This window comes from Pseudomonas sp. J452, from assembly GCF_024666525.1.
GTDB lineage: Bacteria > Pseudomonadota > Gammaproteobacteria > Pseudomonadales > Pseudomonadaceae > Aquipseudomonas.
In genome coordinates, this window is sequence record NZ_CP088294.1 from 338,821 (window position 1) to 365,683 (window position 26,863).

Here is a 26,863-nt window from a genome sequence, read left to right on the forward strand (position 1 = left end):
ATCAATCAGCTTGACGCCGCAGGAAAGCCGGAATGTCCAAATAGTCCAGATCGTCCTGGCTATTCAGCTTGGCCGCAGCGGCAGCGCCGGCGTGGCTTTGACGCTGAACGGTGGGGCGCTCGTAGTCCTTGTAGTTGACGGTTTGCGACTCGGCAGCACGTGGCGCAGCACTGCTCACAGCAGCCGCAGAGCTGGAAACGGCAGCGATAGTGTTGTCGACCACCTTGACCGGCTTCTCAATCCGCGCACCCAGACCGGTAGCGACCACGGTGACATGCAGCTCGTCGCGCATATCCGGATCGATGACCGCGCCCACCTTGACGGTGGCGTGCTCGGAGGCGAAAGCCTCGATGATCTCGCCGACTGCAGCGTACTCGCCGAGGGACAGATCCAGACCAGCGGTGATGTTGACCAGAATGCCACGCGCGCCCTGCAGGTTGACGTCTTCCAGCAGCGGGTTGCGAATGGCCGCTTCGGTGGCTTCGCGAGCACGGTTCGGACCGCTGGCGCAGCCGGTACCCATCATCGCCATGCCCATTTCACCCATCACGGTTTTCACGTCGGCGAAGTCGACGTTCATCAGGCCCGGACGCTGCATGATGTCGGAGATGCCGCGCACGGCACCGGCCAGCACGTCGTCAGCCTTGGCGAAGGCGGACAGCAGGCTGGCGTCCTTGCCGAGGATGGTCAGCAGCTTTTCGTTGGGGATGGTGATCAGCGAATCAACCACATCGGCCAGGGCACGGATACCCTCGTCGGCGACCTGCATGCGCTTGCGCCCTTCGAACGGGAACGGACGCGTAACCACGGCAACGGTGAGGATGCCCATCTCTTTCGCCACTTCGGCAATTACCGGGGCCGCACCGGTACCGGTACCGCCACCCATGCCGGTGGTGATGAAGACCATGTCGGCGCCACGCAGCACTTCGGCGATGCGCTCACGATCTTCCAGAGCGGCCTGACGACCGATTTCCGGATTGGTGCCGGCACCCAGACCCTTGGTCACACCTGTGCCGAGCTGCAGCACGCTGCGTGCACCGACATTCTTCAGAGCCTGGGCATCGGTGTTGGCGCAGATGAACTCGACGCCTTCGATGTTGTTTTTGACCATGTGATTGACGGCATTGCCACCGCCGCCACCCACGCCGATCACTTTGATAACTGCGCTTTGCGGAACGTTATCTACGAGTTCGAACATTTCCCCTCTCCTTATTTTCTAGTTGTATCGCCTACAGCTAACCGCGGGTGTTGCTTTCAAAAATTGCCCTGGACCCAGCGTTTCAGCCGTTCCAGTACAGGTGCTTTGGGTTCATCGCTAAACAGGTTGCTGCCAGACATGGAGATGCCATCGGCCTGCTTCTGCAAGCCGTACATGAGCAGGCCCACGCCTGTCGAATAGATAGGATTACGCACGACGTCGGCCAGTCCCTTGACGCTGTGTGGTACGCCCAGACGCACCGGCATGTGAAAGATCTCTTCGGCCAGTTCGACGGCACCTTCCATCTTGGCGGTGCCCCCGGTGAGGACGATCCCGGCCGGGATCATGTCCTCGTAGCCACTGCGCCGCAGCTCGGCCTGAATCAGGGTGAAGAGCTCGTCGTAACGGGGCTCGACAACCTCGGCCAGAGCCTGGCGGGACAGTTCCCGCGGCGGCCGGTCGCCCACACTGGGAACCTTGATGGTTTCCCCGGCGCCGGCCAGTTTGGCTAGGGCGCAAGCATAACGAATCTTGATCTCCTCGGCATACTGGGTCGGGGTGCGTAATGCCATGGCGATATCATTGGTAACCTGGTCGCCAGCGATCGGAATCACCGCAGTGTGACGTATCGCACCTTCTGTGAAGATGGCGATGTCGGTGGTACCGCCACCGATGTCGACCAGGCACACGCCCAGCTCCTTCTCGTCGTCGGTCAGCACCGCGTAGGCGGAGGCCAGTTGTTCGAGAATGATGTCGTCGACTTCCAGGCCGCAGCGACGCACGCACTTCTCGACGTTCTGCGCCGCGTTCACCGCGCAGGTCACCACATGCACCTTGGCTTCCAGGCGCACGCCGGACATGCCCAGCGGCTCGCGCACGCCTTCCTGGTTATCGATCACGTAATCCTGCGGCAAGGTGTGCAACACCCGCTGATCCGCCGGAATGGCCACGGCCTGGGCGGCATCCAGCACGCGTTCGAGGTCGGCCGGGCTGACTTCACGATCACGGATGGCAACGATGCCGTGGCTGTTGAGACTGCGGATATGGTTGCCGGCCACGCCGACAAAAGCCGAGTGGATACGGCAGCCGGCCATCAGCTGGGCTTCTTCGACGGCGCGCTGGATCGACTGCACGGTGGACTCGATATTCACCACCACACCCTTCTTCAGGCCGCGCGACGGATGCGTGCCGATACCGACGATTTCCAGTTGGCCGTCCGCGTTCACCTCGCCCACCAGCGCCACCACCTTGGAGGTGCCGATATCGAGGCCGACGATCATCTTGCCGCTCTGCACACTTGCCATGGTTCTACGTTCTCCTCAATTCACTGCACGGCGGCGGGTTCAGCCGCCGTTGGCGCCACCGGCGTACGCCAGGCCACGGCGAGGCCGTTGGCGTAACGCAGGTCGATGCGCGCGATATTCGCGATCTGCTCTTTCAGCACCTTGTCGTAGATGGCGCTGAAACGACGCATTTTTTCCACCAGATGATCCCGCCCGAGGAGGATGTCCACGCCCTGACCGGTGCTGATGAACCAGCTGCCGTGCTCGCGCAACTCCAGGGCCGCAATGGAAAAGCCCAGCGGGCGCAGCATCTGGCTGAGTACCTGGTACTGCTGCATCACCTGCTGCTGGGCGCGTTGCGGCCCGGACAGCAGCGGCAGGTTTTCGTAGTGGGTCAGCTCGCGCGGGGCGAAGGCCTGGCCCTGGTTGTTGAGCAGCGCCTCATTGCCCCAGCGGGCCACCGGCAGCTGCTCTTCCAGGCGAATCGATACCTGGTCCGGCCACACCCGACGCACTTCGGCGCGGGCGATCCACGGCATACGCTCCAGCTCGGCGCGCATGCCGGTCATATCGACGGTGAAGAAGCTGCTGGCAATGAACGGCGCGATACGCTCCTGCACGGCCTGCTGGCTGATGTAGCTCAGCTCGCCCTGCACGCTGACCCGCGCGATCGGCCGATCGGCGTAAGGGATCAGGCGCTGGGCCAGCTCATAGGTCGCGCAACCCAAGCCGACCAGTAACAGCGGCCACAGCAGACGTTTCAGACCGCTGAAGTCCGGCTTCGGCAGACGCGCCGCCAACGGTTCCTTGGCCACCATCCGGCTCGCCCCGCGCGCAGCGATAGGCTGACGCCGGGTGGCGCCTCCTATGGGCTGCGGGTGACGGAGAGTGGCGCCCATGAATTAACCCCTGGCCTCGACGCTGTCGGCGAGAATCGCCAGCACCAGCTGTTGGAAATCCAGACCGGCAGCACGGGCCGCCATCGGCACCAGGCTGTGGTCGGTCATGCCCGGTACGGTGTTGACTTCCAGCAGCCAGAACTTGCCGGCGGCATCCTGCATCACGTCGGCACGCGCCCAGCCCTGAGTGCCAACGGCCTCGCAGGCACGCGCGGTGAGGTCCTTCAGTTCCGCCTCTTTCTCGGCCGAAAGGCCACAGGGAATACGGTACTGGGTGTCATTGGCCAGGTACTTGGCGTCGTAGTCGTAGAAAGTGTGCGGGGTGCCCAGGCCGATCGGCGGCAGCACCTGGCCGCGCAGCATGGCGATGGTGAATTCCGGCCCGGCGATCCACTGTTCGACCAGCACTTGCGAGTCGTACTGGCTGGCGTCCTTCCAGGCAGCGATCAGCGCCTCGACATCGGCGACCTTGGCCATGCCGATGCTCGAACCTTCGTGGGCCGGCTTGACGATCAGCGGGAAGCCCAGCTCGGCAGCGGCCATGCGGCAATCGGCTTCCGAGGCCAGCACTGCGTGGTTCGGCGTCGGCAGACCGAGGCTCAGCCACACGCGCTTGGTGCGCAGCTTGTCCATGGCCAGGGCGGAAGCGAGGATGCCGCTACCGGTGTAAGGAATGCCAGCGCACTCCAGCAGGCCCTGCATGGCACCGTCTTCGCCGCCACGGCCGTGCAGCACGATAAAGGCGCGGTCGATCTTCTCGCCGGTCAGGCGCTGCAGCAGGTCATCGCCGACATCGATACCGAAGGCATCCACGCCCGCCGCCTGCAGAGCCTGCAGCACGGCAGCGCCGGATTTCAGCGAGACCTCACGCTCGGCGCTCTTGCCGCCGAACAGCACAGCGACGCGACCGAAGGCCTGGGGATCGAGGGTGGATTGCAGACTCATTTCGACTCACCTTGAAACAGGGCATGCTTGATCAGTTGCGGGGCTACCCCGCCGATGTCGCCGGCGCCCTGGCAGAGCAGGATGTCGCCGGCGCGCAGCAGCGGCTTGAGCAGCGGCGCCAGGTCGGTGCCGCGCTCGACATAGATAGGGTCCAGCTGGCCACGCTGACGGATGCTGTGGCACAGGTGACGGCTGTCGGCGCCAGGGATCGGTGCTTCGCCGGCCGGATAGACCTCGAGCAGCAGCAGGACCTTGGCGTCGCCGAGGACCTGCACGAAGTCGTCATACAGGTCGCGGGTGCGGCTGTAGCGGTGCGGCTGGTAGACCATCACCAGGCGGCGCTCCGGCCAGCCGCCACGCACGGCCTTGATCACCGCGGCGACTTCGCGCGGGTGGTGGCCGTAGTCGTCGACCAGCATCACGCTGCCGCCGTCCACCGGCAGATCGCCGTAGACCTGGAAGCGTCGACCGACACCCTGGAAACCGGACAGACCGGCGACGATGGCGGCATCGTCGATGCCTTCGTCGATGGCAATGGCGATGGTCGCCAGGGAGTTCAAAACGTTGTGGTTGCCCGGCATGTTGACCGACACATCCAGCGGCTCGCGATCACGGCGCAGCACGGTGAAGTGGGTCTGCATGCCCTCTTGGCGCACATTGATCGCGCGCACATCGGCGTCGTCGGCGAAGCCGTAGGTCACGGTCGGACGGGCCACCTGCGGCAGCAGCTCGCGCACCACCGGATCGTCCACGCAGAGCACGGCCAGGCCGTAGAACGGCAGGTTGTGCAGGAACTCGATGAAGGTCTTCTTCAGGACATTGAAGTCGCCGCCGTAGGTGCTCATGTGGTCGGCGTCGATATTGGTGACCACCGAAACCATCGGCTGCAGGTGCAGGAAGCTGGCGTCGCTCTCGTCGGCCTCGGCGATCAGGTAGCGGCTGCTACCGAGCTGGGCATTGGTGCCGGCGGCGTTCAGGCGGCCACCGATGACGAAGGTCGGGTCCAGGCCGCCGGCGGCGAAGACCGAAGCCAACAGGCTGGTGGTGGTGGTCTTGCCATGGGTACCGGCGACGGCGATGCCGTGGCGGTAGCGCATCAGTTCGGCGAGCATCTCGGCGCGCGGCACCACCGGAATGCGGCGTTCCAGGGCGGTGGCGACTTCCGGGTTGCTGGTGTTGACCGCGCTGGACACCACCAGCACGTCGGCCTGCTCGGCATTCTCCGCGCGGTGGCCGATGAAGATGATGGCGCCGAAGCTTTCCAGGCGCTCGGTCACGGCCGAGGCCTTGAGGTCGGAGCCGGAGACTTCGTAACCGAGGTTGAGCAGCACTTCGGCGATGCCGCACATGCCGGCGCCGCCGATGCCGACGAAGTGAATGCGGCGGATGCGGCGCATGCGGCGGATTTCTGAACGTGCAGCGGCAGGGGATTTAGCCACGGGCCACCTCCAGGCAGGTTTCCACCACCGTGCGGGTGGCATCCGGTTTGGCCAGGCGACGCGCAGTGCGGCCCATGTCCAGAAGTTTTTCAGGGTGCATCAGAACCTCGGTCAGCTGCGCGGCAAGCGTGTCCGCGTCAGTCGCATGTTGCGGGAGAAGGAAGGCCGCGCCCTCCTTCGCCAGGTATTCGGCATTGCGGGTCTGGTGGTCGTCGATCGCGTGCGGCAGCGGCACCAGGAACGACGGCAGGCCAGCGGCTGCCAGTTCGCTGATGGTCAGCGCGCCGGCGCGGCACACCACCAGGTCGGCCCAGGCGTAGGCATGGGCCATATCCTTGATGAAGGGCGCGACCTCGGCTTCGACCGCAACCTGGCGATAACGCTCCGCGGTAATCTCGGCATGTTGCTTGCCCGCCTGGTGGAACAGTTGCGGGCGCAGTTCGGCCGGCACCTTGGCCAGTGCCGCCGGCAGCAGCTTGTTCAGCGGCTCGGCGCCCAGGCTGCCGCCCAGCACCAGCAGGCGCGGCTTGCGCTTGCTCAGCGAGTCACGCGGGGTTTCCAGGAACAGCTCCTCGCGCACCGGGTTGCCGGTGGTGCGGCGCTTGGCACTGTTGCCGAAGGTATTCGGGAAGCCTTCGCAGACGCGGCTGGCGAACGGCACCAGGCTGCGGTTGGCGGTGCCGGCCACGGCGTTCTGCTCCTGGATGATCAGCGGCGCACCGCTCATCCGCGCCGCCAGCCCGCCCGGACCGGTGACATAACCGCCCATGCCCAGCACGCACACCGGCTGCAGCTCGCGCATGATCCGCCGCGCCTGCCACAGGGCACGCAGCAGCTGGAACGGCGCCTTGAGCAGGGCCAGCTTGCTCTTGCCACGCAGACCGCTGACATCGATCAGGTGCAGCGGCAGACCCGCCGCCGGTACCAGCTCGTTCTCGATACCGCGCGGGGTGCCCAGCCAGTGCACGCTGTAGCCGCGCGCCTGGAACTCGCGGGCGCAGGCCAGCGCCGGGAACACGTGGCCGCCGGTACCGCCGGCCATGATCAGCACATTAGCGCCCATGACGGACCTCCCCGGCGCTCTGGCCGTCGAAGAAGTCGGACTCGCTGAACTCGAACTCCTCGCTGCCCAGCGAGGTACGCCGCTCCCACTCGATACGCAGGAGCAGCGCCAGGCTGACGCAGCAGATGGTCAGCGAACTGCCACCGTAGCTGAGGAACGGCAGGGTCAGGCCCTTGGTCGGCAGCAGGCCGACATTCACGCCAATATTGATCAGGATCTGGCCGATCCACAGGAAGGCCAGGCCGTAGGCCACATAAGCCGAGAAGAACTGCTTGGCCTTCTCCGCCCACAGGCCGATGTACAGCGCACGCACGCTGACGAAAACGAACAGCGCCAGGGTGAGCAGTGCACCGATCATGCCCAGCTCTTCGGCGAGCACGGCGAAGACGAAGTCGGTATGCGCTTCCGGCAGGTAGAACTGCTTCTGGATGCTGTTGCCCAGGCCGACCCCGAACCATTCGCCACGGCCGAAGGCGATCAACGCCTGGCTCAGCTGGTAGCCAGCGCCGTACTGGTCGGCCCAGGGGTCGACGAAGTTGGTCAGGCGCGCCAGGCGGTAGCTCTGGCTGGTCATCACCAGCGCCCCCAGCGCCAGCACCGCACCGGCCAGGGGAATGAAGCGCAGCAGGTTGATGCCACCGAGGAACAGCATGGCGATGGCGGCACCGACCAGCACCACCGTGGCGCCGAAATCCGGCTCGGCCAGCAGCAAGGCGGCCATCGGGCCCAGCACCAGCATCGGTTTGAGGAAGCCGCTGAGCTTCTCGCGCACCTCTTCCTGGCGACGCACCAGGTAGGCGGCAATGAACATCACGGTGAACAGCTTGGCATGTTCCGAGGGCTGCAGGTTGAACAGGCCGAGACTGAACCAACGCTTGGCGCCGTTGATCTCGCGACCGACGCCCGGCAGCAGCACCAGCACCAACAGGACGAAGGCGATCAGCAGCAGCGCGCCGCTGAAACGCTGCCACAGCGCCATGGGCACCAGCAGCGTGATAAACGCCGCGATCAGACCGATCAGCAGGTAAATCAGGTGGCGCACCATGTGGTACAGCGGATTGCCGGACAGCGCCGCGGCCACTTCCGAGGAGGCCGAGGTAATCATCACCAGCCCCAGGCCGAGCAGCCCCAGGCAGCCGGCCAGCAGCGGGAAATCCAGGTCGAGACCGCGACGGGTATTCAGCGGCGACGGAGCGCCGAGCAGGCGCGCGAGAAGGCTCATTGCAGGGCCTCCGCGGCTTGGGCGAACAGGCGCCCGCGTTCTTCGAAGTTCTTGAACATGTCCAGGCTGGCGCAGGCCGGCGACAGCAGCACGGCATCGCCGGTTTCGGCCAGCTCGGCGCAGCGCTGCACGGCTTCGTCGAGGGTGCTGACCCGCACCAGCGGCGCAGCATCGCCTAGGGCGGCGGCCAGCCGCTCGGCATCACGCCCGAGCAGCACCACGGCGCGGCAGAACTTGGCCACCGGCGCCTTCAAGGCAGAGAAGTCGGCGCCCTTGCCATCGCCACCGGCGATCAGCACCAGCTTGCCGGCGATATCGGCACCCAGGCCTTCGATGGCGGCCAGGGCGGCGCCGACGTTGGTGGCCTTGGAGTCGTCGTAGTAGCTCACCCCGCGCAGTTCGCGCACCCATTGGCAGCGATGGGCCAGGCCGGCGAAGGTCTGCAGGGTCGCCAGCATCGGCGCCATCGGCAGGCCGGCGGCATGGCCCAGGGCCAGGGCCGCGAGGGCGTTGGACTGGTTGTGCGCGCCACGGATCTTCAGTGCGGAAGTCGGCAGCAGGGCCTCGAACTGGAAGGCCAGATGCTTCTCGCCGCCCTCTTCGATCAGGCCGAAACGTTTGAAGTCCGGCTTGCCCAGGCCGAATTCCCAGCAGGGCACCTGGTCGGCGATCAGCGGCCGCGACAGGGCGTCGTCACGGTTCACCACCACCTGACGCGCGCCACGGAAGATGCGGTGCTTGGCCAGATGGTACTGCGGCATGCCGGCATAGCGATCCATGTGGTCTTCGCTGATGTTCAGGCAGGTGGCCACTTCGGCATTCAGCTGGTCGGTGGTTTCCAGCTGGAAGCTGGACAGCTCCAGCACATACAGCTCGACGTCGTCACTCAGCAGGTCCAGCGCCGGGGTGCCGAGGTTGCCGCCGACGGCAACCTGCTTGCCGGCGGCCGCGGCCATCTCGCCGACCAGAGTGGTCACGGTGCTTTTGGCGTTGGAGCCGGTGATGGCGATGATCGGCGCCTTGGCATGGCGGGCGAACAATTCGATGTCGCCGGACAGCTTGACCCCGCGCGCGGCCGCAGCCTGCAGCGCTGGGGTGGCGATGGCCAGGCCCGGGCTGACGTACAGTTCCGAGGCGCGGCAGAGGAAGTCCACGTCCAGCTCGCCGCAGCGCACTTCCACCTGTGGGTAGTCACGCTGCAGGGTCGCCAGCTCCGGCGGGTTCGCGCGCGTATCGGCCACGGCGAAGCGCACGCCCTGCTGCGCGAGGAAGCGCACCAGGGACATGCCGCTCTTGCCGAGGCCGACAACGATGCGGAACTGGTCGGAAGCGATCAGCGACACTCTCTATTACCTCAGTTTCAGGGTGGCAAGGCCGATCAGCACGAGGATCACCGTGATGATCCAGAAGCGCACGATCACCCGGGGCTCGGGCCAGCCTTTCAATTCAAAGTGGTGGTGGATCGGCGCCATGCGGAACACGCGCTTGCCGGTCAGCTTGAAGCTGGCGACCTGGATGATCACCGACAGGGTTTCCATGACGAACACGCCACCCATGATGAACAGCACGATTTCCTGACGGACGATCACGGCGATGGTGCCCAGTGCGGCGCCGAGAGCCAGCGCGCCGACGTCACCCATGAACACCTGCGCCGGGTAGGTGTTGAACCAGAGGAAGCCGAGGCCGGCACCGACCAGCGCGGCGCAGAACACGATCAGCTCGCCGGCACCCGGCACATAAGGAATCAGCAGGTAATCGGAGAAATTCACGTTGCCCGACAGGTAGCAGAAAATCCCCAGCGCGCCGCCAACCATCACGGTCGGCAGGATGGCCAGGCCGTCGAGGCCGTCAGTCAGGTTGACCGCATTGCTGGTACCGACGATGACGAAGTAGGTCAGCAGCACGAAGCCCACGCCCAGGGGAATAGCGACGTCCTTGAGCACCGGCACGATCAGGGTGGTTTCCACCGGGCTCTGCGCGGTCATATACAGGAAGATCGCCGCGCCCAGGCCGAACACCGATTGCCAGAAATACTTCCAGCGGCTCGGCAGGCCACGAGAGTTCTTTTCGATCACCTTGCGGTAGTCGTCGACCCAGCCGATGGCACCGAACAGCAGGGTCACGGCCAGCACCGTCCACACGTAGCGGTTGGAGAGGTCGGCCCAGAGCAGGGTGCTGACGGCGATGGCGGTGAGGATCAGCGCGCCGCCCATGGTCGGCGTGCCTTTCTTCGACAGGTGCGATTGCGGGCCGTCGTTGCGCACCGACTGGCCGATCTGACGGATCTGCAGGGTGCGGATCATCCATGGGCCGAGCCACAGCGACAGGGCCAGGGCGGTCAACACCCCGAGAATCCCGCGCAGGGTCAGGTACTGGAACACACCGAAACCGGTGTAGAACTGTTGCAGGTACTCCGCCAGCAGCAGCAGCATTTAGTGAGCCTCCCCCGATACGCAGAGTGCCGCGACGACTTTATCCATCGCCGCGCTGCGCGAACCTTTAATTAGAATGGTGGTGTCGCCCGATTCGCGGCGAAGTGCCGCGATCAAGCTGGCTTGATCGGCGAAGTGCTGTCCTTGCGTACCGAATGCCTTGACGGCATGGGCCATCAGCGGGCCCACGGCATACAGCGCGCTGACCTTGCCGGCGGCATAAGCGCCGACATCGCGATGGCCTTGCTCGGCCCACTCGCCCAACTCGCCCATATCCCCAAGCACCAGAACGGTGCGACCGGAGAAGGCGGCGAGTATATCAACGGCGGCGCACATCGAAATCGGGTTGGCGTTGTAGGTGTCGTCGATCACTCGCGCACCGTTCGTCGCCAGCTGAGCAACGGCGCGGCCTTTGACCGGCTGCAGGCTTTCCAGCCCGGCCTGGATCCCGACCAGCGGCACCCCCAGGGCATGCGCGGCGGCAGCGGCGGCCAGGGCATTGGCCACGTTGTGCGGGCCCAGCAGGTTGAGCTGGATGCGCGCGCTACCGGCCGGGCTGCGCAGGGTGAAAGCCATGCAGCCGCGGGCATCGCGGGCCAGCTCGGCGGCATGGAAGTCGGCACGGCTGTCGTGCAGGGCGAAACTCAGCACTGCACGGCCTCCGGCGCGGGCCTGCCAGATGGCGAAGGCCTTGTCGTCACGGTTGAGCACGGCGATGCCATCGGCGGCCAGGCCTTCGAGAATCTCGCCCTTGGCTTCGATGATCTTGTCCGGACCACCGAACTCGCCGACGTGGGCGTTACCGGCATTGGTGATGATGGCCACGTGCGGGCGGGTCAGGCTGACGGTGTAGGCGATCTCGCCGACATGGTTGGCGCCCAGCTCGATCACCGCGCCGACATGCTCCGGGGCCAGCTCCAGCAGGGTCAGCGGCGCACCGAGGTCGTTGTTCAGGTTGCCGCGGGTGGCCAGCACCGAGCCTTGCAGGCCGGCGCGCAGGATGCTGGCGAGCATTTCCTTGACCGTGGTCTTGCCACTGGAACCGGTGACAGCGGCCAGCGGCTGGGAGAAGGCGTTGCGATTCAGCGCACCGAGGCGACCCAGGCCGACGCGGCTGTCACTGACGATCAACTGCGGCAGGTCACTGCCCGCCACTTCGCGCTCGACCAGCGCCGCCACGGCGCCTTTGCCAGCCACCTCGGCCAGGTAATCGTGGCCATCGAAGTTCGGTCCCGTCAGGGCGACAAACAGCTGGCCGGCTTCGATCTTGCGGCTGTCGGTAGAGACCGCGGAAAACGCCACATCGGCACCCAGCAGACGCGCATGCAGGGCGGGCGCTACTTCACTGAGCAGCAACGGCTTAAGCATGGGCAACCTCCCAGGCCTGCAGGGCCTTGGTGGTCTCGATCAGGTCGGAGAACGGCTGACGCACGCCGTGGATCTCCTGGTAATCCTCATGGCCCTTGCCGGCCAGCACCACAACGTCACCGGTCTTGGCGGCGGCGATCAGCTGGGCAATCGCCTGGCCACGGCCGTGAATGAATTCAACCTGCTCGGGCTTGGCGAAACCGGCACGGATATCGGCGACGATCTGCGCCGGGTCTTCCGTGCGCGGATTGTCATCGGTAACCAGTACGGCATCAGCCAGACGCTCGGCTACCTGGGCCATCAGCGGGCGCTTGCCGCTGTCGCGATCACCGCCGCAGCCGAACAGGCACAGCAGACGACCGGTGACATGCGGACGCAGGGCTTCCAGGACCTTTTCCAGGGCATCCGGAGTGTGCGCGTAATCCACCACCACCAGCGGCAGCTGGCCACCACCGAAACGCTGCATGCGCCCGACCGGGCCTTGCAGCTGCGGCAGCAGGGCGAGAATTTCATCCAGCGGGTAGTTCAGGCCGAGCAACGCACCGACCACCGCCAGCAGGTTGCTCAGGTTGAAGCGCCCGAGCAGCGGGCTGCGCAGGTTGCCCTCGCCTTGCGGGGTGACCAGGCGCGCGCGCACGCCGTGGTCATCGAAACTGGCTTCGCGGCAATAGATGTAGGCGTCGCGGTTATCCAGGCTGTAGCTGATCAGCCGCGACTCGTGGGACGCGCGGGCCAGCTGGCGACCGAAGGCGTCGTCCAGGTTGATCACCCGGCAACGCAGATCCGGCCAGGCGAACAGTTTGGCCTTGGCCGCGCCGTAGGCTTCCATCGAGCCGTGATAGTCGAGGTGATCACGCGACAGGTTGGTGAACACCGCCACGTCGAAGTCCAGCGCTGCCACGCGGCCTTGTTCCAGGCCGTGGGAGGAAACCTCCATGGCCATGGCGCGGGCACCGGCCTGTTTGAGGTCGGCGAGGATGGCCTGCACCGCCACCGGATCCGGTGTGGTGTGGCGGCCACTTTCCAGGGACTCGTAGAAACCGGTGCCCAGGGTGCCGACGATGCCGCACGGCTCGCCGAGCTGGTCCAGCGCCTGGGCCAGCAACTGGCTGACGCTGGTCTTGCCGTTGGTGCCGGTAACGCCGACCAGGCGCAGGGCACGGCTCGGTTCGCCGTAGAAGCGCCCGGCGATGGCCGACAGCTGGCCGACCAGGCCCTTGATCGGCAGCAGCTCGGCGCTGTGCGCGGTCATTTTCGGTGCGCCTTCGGCCTCGTAGGCCACGGCAGCGGCGCCACGGGCCACGGCGTCGGCGATATGCAGGCGACCATCCTGAGCAGTACCGGGCACGGCGAGGAACAGGTCGCCCGGACGCACCTTGCGGCTGTCCAGGGTCAGTTCGCGAATCAGCGTGGCCGACTGGGCCTGGGGCAACAGTTGATTGAGTGGCATGGGCATCAGATGCGCCCTCCATTGCTGCTGCCAGCATCGGCGGTTTGTGGCGCGACGGGAGTTGGCGCGACCGGCGGTGGCAGGTTGTCCGGGGTAATGTTCATCAGGCGCAGGGAGCCGGCCATGACCCGGCTGAATACCGGCGCGGAGACCAGGCCACCGAAGTAGCCTGCCTTGCTCGGCTCGTCGATCACCACGACCATGGCGATGCGCGGGTTGCTGCTCGGCGCGAAGCCGGCAAACATCGAACGGTAGGCATTCGCCGTGTAGCCCTTGGTGCCGACACTGGCCTTGCGCGCGGTGCCGCTCTTGCCGGACACGTGATAACCGGGCACCTGGGCACGGAACACCCCGCGTGGCGCTTCGATCACTTGCTGCAGCATGCCTTGCATGGTTTTCGCCACGTCCGCCGACATCACCTGCACGCCATCGGGAATGCGGTCGGCGCGGGTCATGGTCAGCGGCACGCTGACCCCGTTGTTGGCCAGCACGGCATAGGCATGCACCAGTTGCACCGCGGTCACCGACAGGCCGTAGCCATAGGACAGCGTGGCGGTTTCCGCCTTCGGCCACTTGCGGTGGTTGGGCAGCTCGCCGACGCGTTCGCCGGGGAAGCCCAGGCCAGTGTCCTGGCCGAGGCCGAGCTGCTGCATCATGGTGTAGATCGACTCGCCGCCGATATCGAAGGCGATCTTGCTCATGCCGACGTTGCTGGAATTGATCAGGATGCCGGTCAGGTCGAGCTCGCGGCCCTGGGTCTTGGACACGTCCTTGATGGTGTAGCGACCGATCTGCAGGGAACCGGGCCAGACTTCGACGATGTTTTCCGGCTTCCAGCGCCCACTCTGCAGGGCGGCGCTCATCGACAGCGGCTTGACCGTGGAGCCCGGCTCGAACACGTCGATCATGGCGCGATTGCGCATGGCCGCCGGATCCAGGCTGCGGCGGTTGTTCGGGTTGTAGGTCGGCTGGTTGGCCATGGCCAGCACTTCGCCGGTCTTCACATCGATGATCACCAGGCTGCCGGCCTTGGCACCGTTCTCCACCAGCGCATTGCGCAGCTCGCGGTGGGCCAGGTACTGCAGGCGCAGGTCGATGGACAGCGCCAGGGCCTTGCCGGCCTTGGCGTTCTGGGTGACCTGGACATCCTTGATCAGGCGACCGCGGCGATCCTTGAGCACCTGGCGCTTGCCCGGCACACCGGCCAGCCACTCGTCGAAGGCCAGCTCCATGCCCTCGCGTCCACGGTCATCGACGTCGGTGAAGCCGATCACGTGCGCGGTCACTTCGCCGGCCGGGTAGAAGCGGCGGAACTCTTCCAGGCCGTACACGCCCGGCACCTTGAGATCGAGAATGGCCTGGCCCTGCTCCGGGGTCAGGCCGCGCACCAGGTACATGAACTCGCGCGAGCTGGCCTGCTGCAGTCGCTGGGCGAAGGCATTCGGCTCCTGGCCCAGGGCGGCGGCCAGATCGGCCCAACGCGCGGGTGCCTTGGCCAGCTCCTTGCCGTTGGCCCACAGGGTGGTGACCGGGGTGCTGACCGCCAGCGGTTCGCCGTTGCGATCGGTAACCAGACCGCGATGGGCCGGAATCGGGATGTGGCGCACGCTGCGCGCGTCGCCATGGGCCTGGAGGAAATCGTGGTCGATCACATGCAGGTCGATGATGCGCCAGGCGATGGCACCCACCATCAGTGCCAGCAGTGCCAACACCAGGCGGAAGCGCCAAGGATAGAGTGCGCCTTCGAGGCCGATCATGGCGCCACCATCTGTACTTCGGCGGCCTGCGGGATGCGCATGTGCAACTGCTCGCTGGCCAGCGTCTCGATACGGTTGTGCGCGGTCCAGGTGCTCTGCTCGAGAATCAACCGACCCCACTCGGCCTGCGCCTTGTCGCGCACGCTGAGTTCGGCGTACAGGGCGTTGAGCAACTGGCGGTTCCAGTGCGCGCTGTAGGACACGGCGATCGCCGACAGCAGCACGCCGATAAACAGCATCAGCAGCAACAGGCTGCCTGGCGGCATGGGCTTGGCGAACAGGCGGTTCATCGCAGCTTCTCCGCCACACGCATGACCGCACTGCGCGAGCGCGGGTTGGCCTTGAGCTCGGCCTCGGAGGCGAACTGCGGCTTGCCGAGCAGCTTGAGGCGCGGTTCGAAAGCCTTGGGGATGATCGGCAGGTCGCGCGGCAGGGTGTCCGCCTCGCCCTTGGCGTGACGACGCATGAACTGTTTGACGATGCGGTCTTCCAGCGAGTGGAAGCTGATCACCACCAGGCGCCCACCCACGGCCAGGCTTTCCAGCGCAGCATCGAGGCCCTGCTCGAGATCGCCCAGCTCGTTGTTGATATAGATGCGCAGGCCCTGGAAGGCCCGGGTCGCAGGGTTCTTGCCCTTCTCCCAGGCCGGATTGGCCTCGGTGAGCACGGCAGCCAGATCGGCAGTACGCTCGAACGGCTTGAGTGCACGGCGCTCGACCACGGCACGGGCCATGCGCTTGGCGAAACGCTCTTCGCCATATTCCTTGAAGACCCGGGCGATTTCCTCGGCGCTGGCGCTGGCGATGAACTCAGCGGCGCTGACGCCGGCATCCGGGTTCATGCGCATGTCCAGCGGGCCGTCATTGAGGAAACTGAAGCCGCGCTCGGCATCATCCAGCTGCGGCGAGGACACGCCGAGGTCAAGCAGGATGCCGGCCACCTTGCCTTCCAGGCCACGCACCGCGACCTCAGCGCCCAGCTCGGCAAAGCTGCGCTGCACAACGACGAAGCGGCCGTCTTCGGCCGCCAGTGCATTTCCCGTGGCAATCGCCAGTGGGTCCTTGTCGAAACCCAGCAGGCGACCGTCTGGCCCGAGCCTTTCAAGGATCAGCCGACTGTGCCCTCCTCTGCCGAAGGTGCCATCCAGGTAGCAGCCATCCGCACGCACGGCGAGGCCGTCGACGGCTTCGTCGAGCAGCACGGTGATATGGCGGAAGCTATTGGTCATGGTCACAGGATCAGATCACGCAGGTCGTCCGGCAGAGCACCGGGTTGTTTGATGGCAGCCAGGTCGGCATCGGCAAGTGCGTTCCAGGCGTCCTCGTTCCACAGTTGAAACTTGTTCAGCACACCCACCAGCATCGCGTGCTTGTCCAGCCCGGCGTGGGCGCGCAGACGCGGCGGCACGAGGAAACGGCCGCTGCCGTCCAGCTCGACATCCACGGCGTTGCCGATCAGCAGGCGTTGCAGGCGACGGGTTTCTTCACGCAGGGAGGGCAATTCACGGAGTTTGGCTTCGATCAGCTCCCACTCGGGCAGCGGATACACACACAGGCAGGGGTCGACGGCATCAATAGTGACGATGAGCTGGCCAGCACAACGCGAAACGAGCTCGTCACGATACCGGCTCGGCATCGCGAGTCGCCCTTTGGCGTCGAGACTGATGGCGTTAGCTCCGCGAAACAAGGCTGCGCTTCCCCACTGTAATTAGCTTTCCATGCCCATATGACCCACTTCGTGCCACTTTGTGCCACTTCGGCACACTATAGGAATGCAGCGCCCCCAGCGTCAAGGCGCAGAAACTAGGAAAAATCCTTATGGGACGGAGATTTAGCGAACTTTGCGGGGAGTTTTGCGGGGTAAAACGAGGGCTTTTTGCAGACGAATATCAGCCGGTTCATGAGGCTGAACTTCAAACTTAAAGTAACTTCTTAAGAGTAAGATTTTTTCGGTATTACAAAGGCGGGATATTGAGGTGAAGCAGGAGGGGAAAAAGGAGGAGAGTCGATCTGTAAGCCGGGTTCTGTCGAGGACAGTCATTCCTCTACGACGTACATCACTGCACGCCTTTAGCAACCTACCCGGTTCCAGCGCGGGCCACGCCAATGGAACCCTATTTGGTCTTGCTCCGAGTGGGGTTTACCTAGCCACGGACTGTTGCCAGCCGTGCGGTGCGCTCTTACCGCACCTTTTCACCCTTACCGGCGCTTGCGCGCTTAGGCGGTTATTTTCTGTGGCACTTTCCGTAGGCTCACGCCTCCCAGGCATTACCTGGCACTCCGCCCTATGGAGCCCGGACTTTCCTCCCCCTTCTTGCGAAGGCAGCGACTGTCCGATCGACTCTCCAGCGCCAAGGGTAACCAGCCAGCACTCATAGAACAAGCTCAGGCGTCCTTTTGCCGCTCAAGGGCAACCTGATACAGCAGGTTCTTGCGCACCCCGGTGATCTCCGCCGCCAGCGCTGCCGCGCGCTTGAGCGGCATCTCGCCGAGCAGCAGATCGAGCACCCGCAGCGCTTCACCACTGATCGCTTCGTCGCCTTCAGGCGCCTGCCAACCCGCCACCAGCACCACGCACTCGCCGCGCTGCTGATTGCTGTCGGCCGCCACCCAGTCGTGCAACTCGCCCAGCGGCAAGCCCTTGAGAGTCTCGAAGGTCTTGGTCAGCTCACGTCCCAGCACGGCCGACCGATCGGCGCCGAACACCTCGCGCATGTCAGCCAGGCATTCAAGAATGCGATGGGGCGCCTCATAGAAGATCAGCGTGCGCGAATCCTCAGCCACCTGCTGCAGGCGCGCCTGGCGCCCGACGGTCTTGGCCGGCAGAAAGCCCTCGAAACTGAAGCGATCAGACGGCAGGCCGGCAGCCGACAACGCCGCGATCAGCGCGCAGGCACCCGGCACCGGCACCACCCGCACCCCCGCCGCGCGCGCCTGGCGCACCAGGTGAAAGCCCGGATCGGAGATCAGCGGCGTACCCGCATCGGAAATCAGCGCGACATCCTCACCGGCCAGCAAGCGCATCAGGAAGCGCCCACCCTCGTCACGCTCGTTGTGTTCATGGCAGGCCGCCAACGGAGTGGCGATGCCGAAATGCTGCAGCAAGCGAATGGAGTGGCGCGTGTCCTCGGCCGCAATCAGCGCCACCTCGCGCAGGATGCGCAAGGCACGGGCACTGATGTCATCCAGATTGCCGATCGGGGTGGCAACCACGTAAAGCGTGCCGGTGGCGGTTACAGATGCAGCGGAAACGCTCACGGGCGACCCTCGATGACAGCGGAAAGCGCGCATTGTAGCCCGTTTCGCCGCTTCGACATCGCACCGGCTGCGGGCCTTGGGTACAATCGCGCACTCATTTGATCAAGTACCAGGAACGTTTCGATGATCGCTCGCCTGCGCCCGCTTTCCGCCCTCTGCCTCGCCGGCCTGCTGGCCGCCTGTGCCAGCACGCCGTCGTCCAACCTGGGCGAGCTGCCACGCACCCCGCAAGCCAGCATCGAGCAAATGTTGCAGCAAGCCGGCGCTACCAGCACCCCGGAAGAAGGTGCCCTGCTGCGCCTGTCCGCCGCCGACCTGGCCTATCAGCAGAAAGATCTGGGCCGCGCCACGCGCATCCTCGACGAGATCGCCCTGGACAGCCTGAAGCCGGCCCAACAGATCTTCGCCAGCACCCTCGCCGCCGAACTGGCGATGACCCGTAACAAGCCGAAAAGCGCACTCAAGGCGCTCGCCCACCCGAGTATGGAGCGCCTCGGCGAACTGCCGGTCGAGCAGCAGGTACGCACTCAACTGGTCCGTGCCAGCGCCCTGCAGGCCGATGGCCAGACCCTCGCCGCCGCCCGCGAGCGCGTGTTCATCGCCCCGCTGCTCAACGGTGCGAGCGCCAGCGCCAACCATGAAGCGATCTGGAACCTGGTCGCCAGCCTGCCGCAGAGCCAACTGCAATCTTCCGGCGATAGCGACCTGGATGGCTGGCTGAGCCTGGCCCTGGCCACCAAGAGCGCCGGCACCCCGGATCAACAATTGGCGGCCATCGACGCCTGGCGCCAGCAGCACCCGCAGCACCCCGCCGCGCAACAACTGCCCCAGGGCCTGGACAAGCTGAAAAGCCTGGCCGGCCAGCCACTGCAGAAAGTGGCCCTACTGCTGCCCCAGGAAGGACAGCTGGCTGCGGTCGCCCGCGCCCTGCGTGACGGCTTCATGGCCGCCCACTACCAAGCCCAGCAGGCCGGACAGAACCCACCCGAAGTCATGCTCTATGACAGCTCGCGACTGGCCTCGCTGGATGACTTCTACCGCCAGGCCCAGGCCGACGGCGCACAACTGGTGATCGGCCCACTGGAGAAACCACTGGTCAAGCAACTCAGCGAGCGCCCACAGCTGCCCATCACCACCCTGGCCCTGAACTACAGCGATGCCGGCGGCGAAGCACCGGCGCAACTGTTCCAGTTCGGCCTGGCCGCCGAAGACGAAGCCCGCGAAGTGGCCCGCCGCGCCTGGGCAGACGGCATGCGCCGCGCCGTGGCCCTGGTGCCCAGTGGCGAATGGGGCAACCGCGTGCTCAGCGCCTTCCAGCAGAGCTGGCAAGCCGCCGGCGGCACCCTGATCGCCGCCGAACACGTCGACCAGCCGGTGGAGCTGGCCCAACAGATCGCCGACCTGTTCCAGCTGCGTGAAAGCGAAGCCCGCGCCAAGCGCCTGCAGAACACCCTGGGCGGCGCTGTCGCCGCCGTACCGGCGCGCCGCCAGGACGTCGACTTCATCTTCCTTGCCGCCACCCCGCAGCAGGCCCAGCAAATCAAGCCGACCCTGGCCTTCCAGTACGCCGGCGATGTACCGGTGTACGCCACCTCGCATCTCTACACCGGCGGCAGCAACCCGGCCCAGTACCAGGATCTGGAGGGCATCCGCTTCTGCGAAACGCCCTGGCTGCTGGATGCCAATGACCCGCTGCGTCAGCAGGTCGATGGTCAATGGCCGCAGGCTGCCGGCAGCCTTGGCCGCCTGTATGCAATGGGCGTCGACGCCTACCGCCTGGCGCCGCGCCTGAGCCAGCTGCAGGCCATGCCTGACAGCCAGGTCGAAGGCCTGTCCGGCAACCTCAGCCTGAGCACCGCCCAGCGCATCGAACGTCAGCTGCCCTGGGCCGAGTTCCGCAACGGCCAGGTCCAGCGCCTGCCGGACAGCAGCAATTAAGCCTACAGGTGAAACCGGGCGCGCCGCCGAAGTCCAGGCGCGCGAGCACCTGCAGCAACAGGGTCTGCGCCTGCTGACGCAGAACTGGCTGTGTCGCGGCGGCGAGCTCGATCTGGTCATGCTCGACGGCGATACAGTAGTATTCGTCGAAGTACGCTACCGCCGGCATGTGGCGTGGGGCGGCGCCCTGGAGAGCATCGACGGACGCAAGCAGCAACGCCTGATCCTCGCTGCGCAGCAGTTCCTGCAAAAGGAAAGCCGCTGGGCCAAGCACCCTTGCCGCTTCGACGTGGTAGCCCTGAGCCCCACCCAACTGGACTGGCTGAAGAACGCTTTTGAAACGTGAATAAGCCCGATCAACTCTTTCTAGTCGACCCGCACATGGCAAGTCAGGTAAAAAGCCGGACATCAGGCCAGATGCGAGTCATTATAATTCGCCCGACTCGTGGCACTCCCTCACCGTAGAGGCTGAATCAGCCCGCACACTGAAGGTCTTATCCGATGGACATGCAATCCCGAATTCGTCAGATGTTCCAGGCCAGCATCGATACCAAGCAGCAGGCCATGGAAGTGCTGGTGCCGTTCATCGAACACGGCAGCCAGGTGATGGTCAACGCACTGCTCAACGAGGGCAAGATCCTCAGCTGTGGCAACGGCGGCTCCGCGGGCGACGCCCAGCACTTCTCCTCCGAGCTGCTCAACCGCTTCGAGCGCGAGCGCCCGAGCCTGCCAGCCATCGCCCTGACCACCGACAGCTCGACGATCACCTCGATTGCCAACGACTACAGCTACAACGAAGTCTTCTCCAAGCAGATCCGCGCCCTCGGCCAGCCGGGCGACGTGCTGCTGGCGATTTCCACCAGCGGCAACTCGGCCAACGTGATTCAGGCCATCCAGGCCGCACATGATCGCGAAATGGTGGTCGTAGCCCTGACCGGTCGCGACGGCGGCGGCATGGCCTCGCTGCTGCTGCCGGAAGACGTGGAGATTCGCGTGCCCTCCAAGGTCACTGCACGCATTCAGGAAGTGCACCTGCTGGCCATCCACTGCCTGTGCGACCTGATCGACCGCCAACTGTTCGGGAGTGAAGAATGACCCGCAATCCGCTGATCCTTGCCACCCTCGCCCTCAGCCTGCTGCTGGGCGCCTGCAGCAACCGCAGCATCGGCAACAAGATCGACGACCAGTTCCTCGGCCCGGATGTCAGCGCTGCCGTATCGCGCGCCCATCCGAATCTGAGCAGCCCGACCTCGCATGTCGTGGTGACCAGCTACAACGGCGTGATCCTGCTGGCCGGGCAGACCCCAAGCACAGAGCTCAAGGACAAGGCCGCCCAGGCTGCACGCAGTATCCAGGGCGTGACCAAGGTGCATAACGAGCTGCAGATCCTCAAGCCGACCTCGGCCCTGGTGCGCAGCAACGACGCATTGATGACCTCGAAGATCAAGACCCTGATGCTGGCCGAAAGCACAGTGCCCAGCACCAAGGTCAAGGTGATCACCGAAAACGGTATCGTCTACCTGATGGGCCTGGTAACCCGCGCCGAAGGCGCCAGCGCCACCAACGTAGTGGCCGGGGTAGCCGGGGTGCAGAAAGTCATCAAACTGTTCCAGTACACCAACTGACGGCGTCAGCCGCAGATACAAAAAGGGCGCCAATGGCGCCCTTTTTGTTGCTACTCACAACAGTTGGTAACAGGTTACTTGACCACTTTCAGACTGGGCCGACCACTCGGGCGCGGCGGCTCATCGCCCGACGGACCATCGTCATCCGGCCCCTCTTCGCCCTCATCTTCATCGACTGGCGGCTCGAGCTCGAAGACCATGCCCTGACCATTCTCCCGCGCGTAGATGGCCAGCATGGCACCCGCCGGAACGAACAGCGAATGCGCCACGCCACCGAAACGCCCTTCGAAGCTGATGGCCTCGTTGTCCATGTGCAGGTTGCGCACGGCGCTGGGTGATACGTTGAGGACGATCTGCCCGTCACTGGCAAAGCCAGGCGGCACCCGCACCCCGGGAAACTCGGCATTCACCAGCAGGTGCGGCGTGCAGTCGTTGTCGACGATCCACTCATAGAGGGCTCGCACCAGGTAGGGACGACTGGAATTCATCACTGACGACCTCCTGAATTAGCGCATATCGCGCTCGGCGCCGGACAAGCTGGCCTTGAAGCCTTCACGGGCGAACTGACGCTCCATGTAGTCCAGCAGCGGCTTGGCCGGCTTCGGCAGCTCGATACCCAGCAGCGGCAAGCGCCACAGAATGGGCAGCAAACAGCAATCTACCAGACTCAGTTCTTCACTCAGAAAAAACGGCTTGTCGGCAAACAGCGGAGAAACCCCGGTCAGGCTCTCACGCAATTCCTTGCGCGCCTGCACCCGAGCCGGCTCCTTGCTGCGCGAGTCGAGGATCAGGTCGACCAGCTTGCACCAGTCGCGTTGAATGCGATGGATCAGCAGGCGGCTGTTGGCCCGCGCCACCGGATAGACCGGCAACAGGGGCGGGTGCGGGTAACGCTCATCCAGATATTCCATAACCACGGTCGACTCGTACAACGCCAGGTCGCGATCAACCAGGGTCGGTACGCTGCCGTAGGGATTGACCTCGGCCAGATTCGGCGGGCAACGGCCAGGCGCAACATCGATGATCTCGGCACTCACGCCCTTCTCGGCCAGCACCAGGCGCACGCGATGGGAGTAGTGATCGGTGGGGTCGGAATAGCAGGCCAACTTATTCGGTGCGGCCATGATGCCCCTCCTTAAAAAACCAGATTGCAGAAACAGAAAAACGCACGCGCCCATTATGGGCGCGTGCGTCTACAGCGGTAACGCGAGGGATCAGTGCACGTCCTTCCAGTATTCGCGCTTGAGCAGATAGGCAAACACGAAGAAGAAGGCCAGATACAACAGCACGTAGGTACCAATACGCTGGCTTTCGAGCTTGATCGGGTTGGCCGAGTAAGCCAGGAAAGTCACCAGGTTATGGATCTTCTCGTCGAACTCGGCTTCGCTCAGCTTGCCGGACTTCGGCACGATGGTCAGCTGGTCACAGGCTTCATGGGTGATCGGTGCACCGGTCAGCGGGTCGTACTGCTTCTTGCCATCCTCGACCACCTGAACCTGCTTGCAACCGACGACCTGGCGGCCTTGCAGGCCGACCAGCACGTTGGGCATGCCGACGTTCGGGAAGACCTTGTTGTTCACCCCATAAGGGCGAGTCGGGTCTTCGTAGAAGGTGCGCAGATAGGTATACAGCCAGTCTGTACCACGCACACGAGCCACCAGCGTCAGGTCAGGCGGTGCAGCACCGAACCAGGTCTTGGCATCACTCGGCTGCATGCCGATCTTCATGTGGTCGCCGATCTTGGCACCGGTGAAGACCAGGTTTTCCATCATCAGCTCGTGCGGGATGCCGAGGTCATCGGCAACGCGCTCGTAACGCTGGAACTTGGCACTGTGGCAACCCATGCAGTAGTTGGCGAAGGTACGCGCGCCATCCTGCAGGGCAGCCTTGTCGGCCAGATCGATATCGATGTGATCGTTCGGGTATTCAAGGCCGCCACTCGCAAATGCGAAGACCGGCAGTGCAGCAAAAATCAGTGCGGCAATTTGCTTTTTCATCAGCCAGTCACCCTTTCCGGAACCGGTTTAGTCTTCTCCATCCGGGTGTAGAACGGCATCAGGATGAAGTAGGCGAAATACAGAGCGGTACAGATCTGCGACAGCAGGGTACGGCCCGGAGTCGGGGCCAGCACGCCGAGCACGCCGAGAATCACGAAGGACACACAGAACACCAGCAGCCAGACCTTGCTCAGCCAGCCCTTGTAGCGCATCGACTTGACCGGGCTACGGTCCAGCCACGGCAGGACGAACAGCACGGCAATGGCGGCGCCCATGGCGATAACGCCGAGCAGCTTGTCCGGAACGGCACGCAGGATCGCGTAGTAAGGCGTGAAGTACCAGACCGGAGCAATGTGCGCCGGGGTCTTGAACGGGTTGGCCTGTTCGAAGTTCGGCTTCTCGAGGAAGTAACCACCCATCTCCGGGAAGAAGAACACGATGGCGCAGAAGACGAAGAGGAACACCACCACACCGACGATGTCTTTCACGGTGTAGTAAGGGTGGAAGGCGATGCCGTCGAGCGGAATGCCGTTCTCATCCTTCTTCTTCTTGATGTCGACGCCGTCCGGGTTGTTCGAGCCGACTTCGTGCAGCGCCAGGATATGCAGCACCACCAGACCGAGCAGGACGATCGGCAGCGCGATCACATGCAAGGCGAAGAAGCGGTTCAGGGTGATACCGGAAATCAGGTAGTCACCACGGATCCACTGGGTCAGGTCATCGCCGATTACCGGGATCGCACCGAACAGCGAGATGATCACCTGGGCGCCCCAGTAGGACATCTGGCCCCACGGCAGCAGATAGCCCATGAAGGCTTCTGCCATCAGGCACAGGTAGATCAGCATGCCGAAGATCCACACCAGCTCACGCGGCTTCTGGTAGGAGCCGTAGAGCAGACCGCGGAACATGTGCAGATAGACCACCAGGAAGAACGCCGAAGCGCCGGTGGAGTGCAGGTAGCGGATGATCCAGCCAAACTCCACATCACGCATGATGTATTCGACGGAGGCAAAAGCTTCCTCGGCCGACGGGGTAAAGCTCATGGTCAGCCAGATACCGGTAACGATCTGGTTGACCAGCACCAGCAGTGCCAGGGAGCCGAAGAAGTAGAAGAAGTTGAAGTTCTTCGGGGCGTAGTACTTGGACAGATGGTCTTCCCACATCTTGGTCGCGGGGAAGCGCGCATCGACCCATTCCATGAACTTGTTCATCATACCTTCTCCTGGTCCACGCCGACGACGATGACATCATCCGACTCGTACGAGTACGGCGGCACCGGCAGGTTCAAGGGCGCAGGCTGAGCCTTGTAGACACGGCCTGCGAGGTCGTAACGGGAGCCGTGGCAGGGGCAGAAGTAACCGCCCACCCACTCGGCGCCCAGATCGGCAGGCGCCACTTCCGGACGGAAGGATGGCGAGCAGCCCAGGTGGGTGCACAGACCGACCAGCACCAGCAGTTCGGGCTTGATCGAACGGGTTTTCTTGTCGACATAGGTCGGCTGCACCGAGGCAGCAGATTCCGGGTCGGCAACAACGCCCTCGAGCTTGGCCAGGTTACCGAGAATTTCCTCGGTACGGCGCACGATGAACACCGGCTGGCCACGCCATTCAGCAATCATCTGCTGACCAGCCTCGACCTTGGCGATATTCACTTTCACCGGTGCACCAGCGGCCTTGGCCTTGGCACTGGGGAACCATGACCCCACGAACGGAGTCGCAGCACCCACCGCTCCGGCAGCGCCCACCACAGAGGTGGCCGCTACCAGGAAGCGACGCCGGCCTGCATTCACGCCGTCATTGCTCATTCAGTCGTCTCCCATCAGCTTTGTGGCCTGTGGTCAGGCCTCTACTAGGTAAATATCTAGCCGCACAAAATTTGCCGAATGGTAAAGAAAAGCCCCTTTTCTGACAAGGTAATTACTGGATACAAATCGCTCCGAGGCCTTGTCCGACGCGGCATTCACCAATGCGGCACGTTGTCGCAGGGTAAACAGACGCCCATAAAAAACGCCCAGCTCCGTAAGGAAACTGGGCGCTTTTGAACGTAGCAGCGATTAACGCTTGGAGTACTGCGGACGCTTACGCGCTTTACGCAGACCCACTTTCTTACGCTCAACTTCACGCGCATCGCGGGTAACGAAGCCGGCCTTGCGCAGGGCAGGACGCAGAGTTTCGTCATAATCCATCAGGGCACGGGTGATGCCGTGACGGATTGCACCAGCTTGACCGCTGACACCACCACCGAGAACGGTGACGTAGATGTCGAACTTCTCGGTGGTCTCGGTCAGCTCCAGCGGCTGACGCACGACCATGCGAGCGGTTTCGCGACCGAAGAAGTTATCCAGGGTGCGGTTGTTGATGGAGATCTTGCCAGTACCCGCACGCAGGAAGACGCGTGCAGTTGCAGTCTTGCGACGGCCAGTGCCGTAATTTTGAGTCGCCGACATAATGAACTATTCCGTTAAATCTTCAGTTCTTGGGGCTGCTGAGCGGTATGCGGGTGAACAGCACCCTTATACACCTTCAGCTTGCGGTACATGTCGCGACCCAGCGGGTTTTTCGGCAGCATGCCCTTGACCGCGGTCTCGATCACGCGCTCGGGGGCCTTGGCAATCAGCTTCTCGAAGTTGATTTCCTTGATGCCACCCGGGAAACCGGAGTGCGAGTAGTACATTTTGTCGGTGGTCTTGGCACCGGTCACACGCACCTGCTCGGCATTGATCACGACGATGTAGTCGCCGGTATCAACGTGCGGGGTGTATTCCGGTTTGTGCTTGCCACGCAGACGGCTTGCAATTTCAGTAGCCAGACGACCCAGGGTCTGACCAGCAGCGTCGACGACATACCAGTCGCGCTTAACAGTTTCCGGTTTTGCAGTAAAAGTCTTCATTCGCTATAGCCTCAGGGGCCGCCCTGAAAATAAGACGGCGGATCTTACTGAATAGTGCTTGCTTTGACAAGTCAAAGACGGCCGGAAAACAGACGCTATCG

Annotated in this window: 27 protein-coding genes and 1 other RNA gene; 4 read left to right on the plus strand and 24 right to left on the minus strand. The window is 64.1% G+C overall.

Annotated features, from left to right (window positions below; all coding sequences use genetic code 11):
• Position 1 precedes the first annotated feature (1 nt).
• The 17 genes from ftsZ to rsmI all read right to left on the minus strand — a co-directional run bounded on the left by ftsZ (position 2) and on the right by rsmI (position 18,346).
• The gene (gene ftsZ / locus LRS11_RS01565; protein ID WP_260495241.1) at positions 2-1,198 is read right to left on the minus strand and encodes a cell division protein FtsZ; all 1,197 of its coding nucleotides are present in this window, start codon (positions 1,196-1,198) and stop codon (positions 2-4) included.
• 56 nt (positions 1,199-1,254) lie between these two features.
• A complete protein-coding gene (gene ftsA / locus LRS11_RS01570; protein ID WP_173209260.1) occupies positions 1,255-2,502 on the minus strand; it encodes a cell division protein FtsA in 1,248 nt (415 codons plus the stop codon).
• 20 nt (positions 2,503-2,522) lie between these two features.
• Entirely contained in the window at positions 2,523-3,380 is an 858-nt protein-coding gene (locus LRS11_RS01575; protein ID WP_260495242.1) for a cell division protein FtsQ/DivIB, read from the minus strand.
• Positions 3,381-3,383: 3 nt separating this feature from the next.
• Positions 3,384-4,325 carry a D-alanine--D-alanine ligase gene (locus LRS11_RS01580; RefSeq protein ID WP_260495243.1) on the minus strand — a complete coding sequence of 314 codons (942 nt, stop codon included), beginning with the start codon at positions 4,323-4,325 and terminating at the stop codon, positions 3,384-3,386.
• Positions 4,322-5,722 carry a UDP-N-acetylmuramate--L-alanine ligase gene (murC, locus tag LRS11_RS01585; RefSeq protein ID WP_260495244.1) on the minus strand — a complete coding sequence of 467 codons (1,401 nt, stop codon included), beginning with the start codon at positions 5,720-5,722 and terminating at the stop codon, positions 4,322-4,324. Before murC ends, LRS11_RS01580 begins: the two co-directional genes overlap by 4 nt.
• A 34-nt stretch (positions 5,723-5,756) precedes the next feature.
• The gene (murG, locus tag LRS11_RS01590) at positions 5,757-6,827 is read right to left on the minus strand and encodes an undecaprenyldiphospho-muramoylpentapeptide beta-N-acetylglucosaminyltransferase (RefSeq protein ID WP_260495245.1); all 1,071 of its coding nucleotides are present in this window, start codon (positions 6,825-6,827) and stop codon (positions 5,757-5,759) included.
• Positions 6,817-8,049 carry a putative lipid II flippase FtsW gene (gene ftsW, locus LRS11_RS01595; protein ID WP_260495246.1) on the minus strand — a complete coding sequence of 411 codons (1,233 nt, stop codon included), beginning with the start codon at positions 8,047-8,049 and terminating at the stop codon, positions 6,817-6,819. Before ftsW ends, murG begins: the two co-directional genes overlap by 11 nt.
• Entirely contained in the window at positions 8,046-9,392 is a 1,347-nt protein-coding gene (murD, locus tag LRS11_RS01600; protein ID WP_260495247.1) for a UDP-N-acetylmuramoyl-L-alanine--D-glutamate ligase, read from the minus strand. The genes ftsW and murD overlap by 4 nt, the downstream gene beginning before the upstream one ends.
• A gap of 6 nt (positions 9,393-9,398) precedes the next feature.
• The gene (gene mraY, locus LRS11_RS01605; RefSeq protein WP_260495248.1) at positions 9,399-10,481 is read right to left on the minus strand and encodes a phospho-N-acetylmuramoyl-pentapeptide-transferase; all 1,083 of its coding nucleotides are present in this window, start codon (positions 10,479-10,481) and stop codon (positions 9,399-9,401) included.
• Positions 10,482-11,849 carry a UDP-N-acetylmuramoyl-tripeptide--D-alanyl-D-alanine ligase gene (murF, locus tag LRS11_RS01610; RefSeq protein WP_260495249.1) on the minus strand — a complete coding sequence of 456 codons (1,368 nt, stop codon included), beginning with the start codon at positions 11,847-11,849 and terminating at the stop codon, positions 10,482-10,484.
• Positions 11,842-13,305: a UDP-N-acetylmuramoyl-L-alanyl-D-glutamate--2,6-diaminopimelate ligase gene (locus tag LRS11_RS01615; RefSeq protein WP_260495250.1), complete on the minus strand. Its 1,464-nt coding sequence runs from the start codon at positions 13,303-13,305 to the stop codon at positions 11,842-11,844. Before LRS11_RS01615 ends, murF begins: the two co-directional genes overlap by 8 nt.
• Positions 13,305-15,056 carry a peptidoglycan D,D-transpeptidase FtsI family protein gene (locus LRS11_RS01620; protein WP_260495251.1) on the minus strand — a complete coding sequence of 584 codons (1,752 nt, stop codon included), beginning with the start codon at positions 15,054-15,056 and terminating at the stop codon, positions 13,305-13,307. Before LRS11_RS01620 ends, LRS11_RS01615 begins: the two co-directional genes overlap by 1 nt.
• Entirely contained in the window at positions 15,053-15,346 is a 294-nt protein-coding gene (gene ftsL, locus LRS11_RS01625) for a cell division protein FtsL (protein ID WP_260495252.1), read from the minus strand. Before ftsL ends, LRS11_RS01620 begins: the two co-directional genes overlap by 4 nt.
• Complete coding sequence (gene rsmH, locus LRS11_RS01630) at positions 15,343-16,284, minus strand: 16S rRNA (cytosine(1402)-N(4))-methyltransferase RsmH (RefSeq protein ID WP_260495253.1); 942 nt, start codon at positions 16,282-16,284, stop codon at positions 15,343-15,345. Before rsmH ends, ftsL begins: the two co-directional genes overlap by 4 nt.
• Positions 16,285-16,286: 2 nt before the next feature.
• Entirely contained in the window at positions 16,287-16,742 is a 456-nt protein-coding gene (mraZ, locus tag LRS11_RS01635) for a division/cell wall cluster transcriptional repressor MraZ (RefSeq protein ID WP_182831934.1), read from the minus strand.
• 310 nt (positions 16,743-17,052) lie between these two features.
• Positions 17,053-17,400: RNase P RNA component class A (gene rnpB / locus LRS11_RS01640), an RNA gene on the minus strand.
• A gap of 40 nt (positions 17,401-17,440) precedes the next feature.
• Positions 17,441-18,346, minus strand: a complete 906-nt coding sequence (rsmI, locus tag LRS11_RS01645; RefSeq protein ID WP_409519772.1) for a 16S rRNA (cytidine(1402)-2'-O)-methyltransferase — start codon at positions 18,344-18,346, stop codon at positions 17,441-17,443.
• Between the two features lie 90 nt (positions 18,347-18,436).
• Here rsmI and LRS11_RS01650 point away from each other — a divergent pair, with 90 nt between their 5' ends.
• From LRS11_RS01650 to LRS11_RS01665, 4 genes are all read left to right on the plus strand, one after another.
• Positions 18,437-20,251: a penicillin-binding protein activator gene (locus LRS11_RS01650; RefSeq protein WP_260495255.1), complete on the plus strand. Its 1,815-nt coding sequence runs from the start codon at positions 18,437-18,439 to the stop codon at positions 20,249-20,251.
• A complete protein-coding gene (locus LRS11_RS01655) occupies positions 20,247-20,597 on the plus strand; it encodes a YraN family protein (protein WP_260496840.1) in 351 nt (116 codons plus the stop codon). Before LRS11_RS01650 ends, LRS11_RS01655 begins: the two co-directional genes overlap by 5 nt.
• Positions 20,598-20,752: 155 nt before the next feature.
• Positions 20,753-21,346 (plus strand): phosphoheptose isomerase, encoded by a 594-nt coding sequence (locus LRS11_RS01660; protein ID WP_160082403.1) that lies wholly within the window; start codon positions 20,753-20,755, stop codon positions 21,344-21,346.
• Entirely contained in the window at positions 21,343-21,876 is a 534-nt protein-coding gene (locus LRS11_RS01665; RefSeq protein ID WP_260495256.1) for a BON domain-containing protein, read from the plus strand. The genes LRS11_RS01660 and LRS11_RS01665 overlap by 4 nt, the downstream gene beginning before the upstream one ends.
• Positions 21,877-21,950: 74 nt before the next feature.
• Here the strand turns inward: LRS11_RS01665 and LRS11_RS01670 are convergent, their stop codons facing one another.
• The 7 genes from LRS11_RS01670 to rplM form a co-directional block, all read right to left on the minus strand.
• Entirely contained in the window at positions 21,951-22,364 is a 414-nt protein-coding gene (locus LRS11_RS01670) for a ClpXP protease specificity-enhancing factor (protein WP_260495257.1), read from the minus strand.
• Positions 22,365-22,382: 18 nt separating this feature from the next.
• Positions 22,383-23,000 carry a glutathione S-transferase N-terminal domain-containing protein gene (locus LRS11_RS01675; protein ID WP_173209300.1) on the minus strand — a complete coding sequence of 206 codons (618 nt, stop codon included), beginning with the start codon at positions 22,998-23,000 and terminating at the stop codon, positions 22,383-22,385.
• A gap of 90 nt (positions 23,001-23,090) precedes the next feature.
• A complete protein-coding gene (locus LRS11_RS01680) occupies positions 23,091-23,873 on the minus strand; it encodes a cytochrome c1 (protein WP_260495258.1) in 783 nt (260 codons plus the stop codon).
• Positions 23,873-25,084, minus strand: coding sequence for a cytochrome b (locus LRS11_RS01685; RefSeq protein WP_260496841.1), 1,212 nt, complete (start codon positions 25,082-25,084; stop codon positions 23,873-23,875). The genes LRS11_RS01680 and LRS11_RS01685 overlap by 1 nt, the downstream gene beginning before the upstream one ends.
• Complete coding sequence (petA, locus tag LRS11_RS01690) at positions 25,084-25,677, minus strand: ubiquinol-cytochrome c reductase iron-sulfur subunit (protein WP_260495259.1); 594 nt, start codon at positions 25,675-25,677, stop codon at positions 25,084-25,086. Before petA ends, LRS11_RS01685 begins: the two co-directional genes overlap by 1 nt.
• A 249-nt stretch (positions 25,678-25,926) precedes the next feature.
• Positions 25,927-26,319: a 30S ribosomal protein S9 gene (gene rpsI, locus LRS11_RS01695; RefSeq protein ID WP_173209306.1), complete on the minus strand. Its 393-nt coding sequence runs from the start codon at positions 26,317-26,319 to the stop codon at positions 25,927-25,929.
• A gap of 14 nt (positions 26,320-26,333) precedes the next feature.
• Complete coding sequence (rplM, locus tag LRS11_RS01700; protein WP_016490991.1) at positions 26,334-26,762, minus strand: 50S ribosomal protein L13; 429 nt, start codon at positions 26,760-26,762, stop codon at positions 26,334-26,336.
• Positions 26,763-26,863: the final 101 nt, after the last annotated feature.